This is a genomic window from Pseudomonas sp. PsB, assembly GCF_043658375.1.
Taxonomy (GTDB): domain Bacteria; phylum Pseudomonadota; class Gammaproteobacteria; order Pseudomonadales; family Pseudomonadaceae; genus Aquipseudomonas; species Aquipseudomonas putida_Z.
The window spans coordinates 1-866 of sequence record NZ_JBIGLU010000094.1 but is presented as its reverse complement, the minus strand read 5'-3'; the positions used below and the strand labels follow the sequence as shown (position 1 = coordinate 866).

Genomic DNA, 866 nt, shown 5'->3' with positions numbered 1-866 from the left:
AGCGACGAAGCGATTGTCCTGACCGTCCAAGAACTCAATTGGCTGCTCGACGGTTTCGACCTTTGGCGCAACCGTCCCCATCAGGTTTTGACTCCGCGCTACGTCGCCTGACCCGGTATAATCCGCGGCATGATTTCCGTGCCCGACAATCTTCCAGACGATCCTGCCCTGCTCAAGCAATTATTGCTCGAGAGCTATGCTGCCCGTTTGCGCGAGCAGGAAGTCAATCAGGCCCACATCGTCCAAATTGACGATCTGAAAGAGCAAATCAAGTTATGGCGTGACCGTTTCTTTGGCCGCAAGTCCGAGCAAACCGTCGATCCCAAAACGCCGCAACTGGCCATGTTCGATGAAGCGGAAAATGACCCTCTGCTGGCTGTAGTCGATGATGCCGATGAAGAAGTCGTTTTCCCGGTCAAGCGCCGTGGCAAGCGCAAGCCACTGGCGGCTAATCTGCCACGTATCGAAGTTATCCATGAGTTGCCCGAACACGAACTGACCTGCGCCTGCGGTTGCCGTAAGCATGTCATCGGCGAAGAAACCAGCGAGCAGCTCGATATCGTGCCGATGCAGATCCGCGTACTCAAACACGTGCGCAAGATCTATGGCTGCCGTGGTTGCGAGACTGCTCCTGTCACTGCTGACAAGCCCGCCCAGTTAATCGAAAAAAGCATGGCCAGCCCAAGCGTGCTGGCCATGCTGCTGACGACCAAGTACGTCGATGGCTTGCCGCTACACAGGTTTGAAAGTGTGCTGTCCCGCCACGGCATCGAGGTTCCACGACAAACCCTGGCGCGTTGGGTGATCCAGTGCAGTAAATACTTCCAGCCGCTGTTGAACCTGATGCGTGATCGGCTGCTGGAAAG

General features: G+C 56.0%; 1 protein-coding gene. It reads left to right on the top strand.

Going from position 1 to position 866, the window contains the following annotated elements:
- Nucleotides 1-129 precede the first annotated feature (129 nt).
- The coding region (locus ACGLHT_RS29995) for a transposase (RefSeq protein WP_394520769.1) at nt 130-866 on the top strand (737 nt) is incomplete at its 3' end.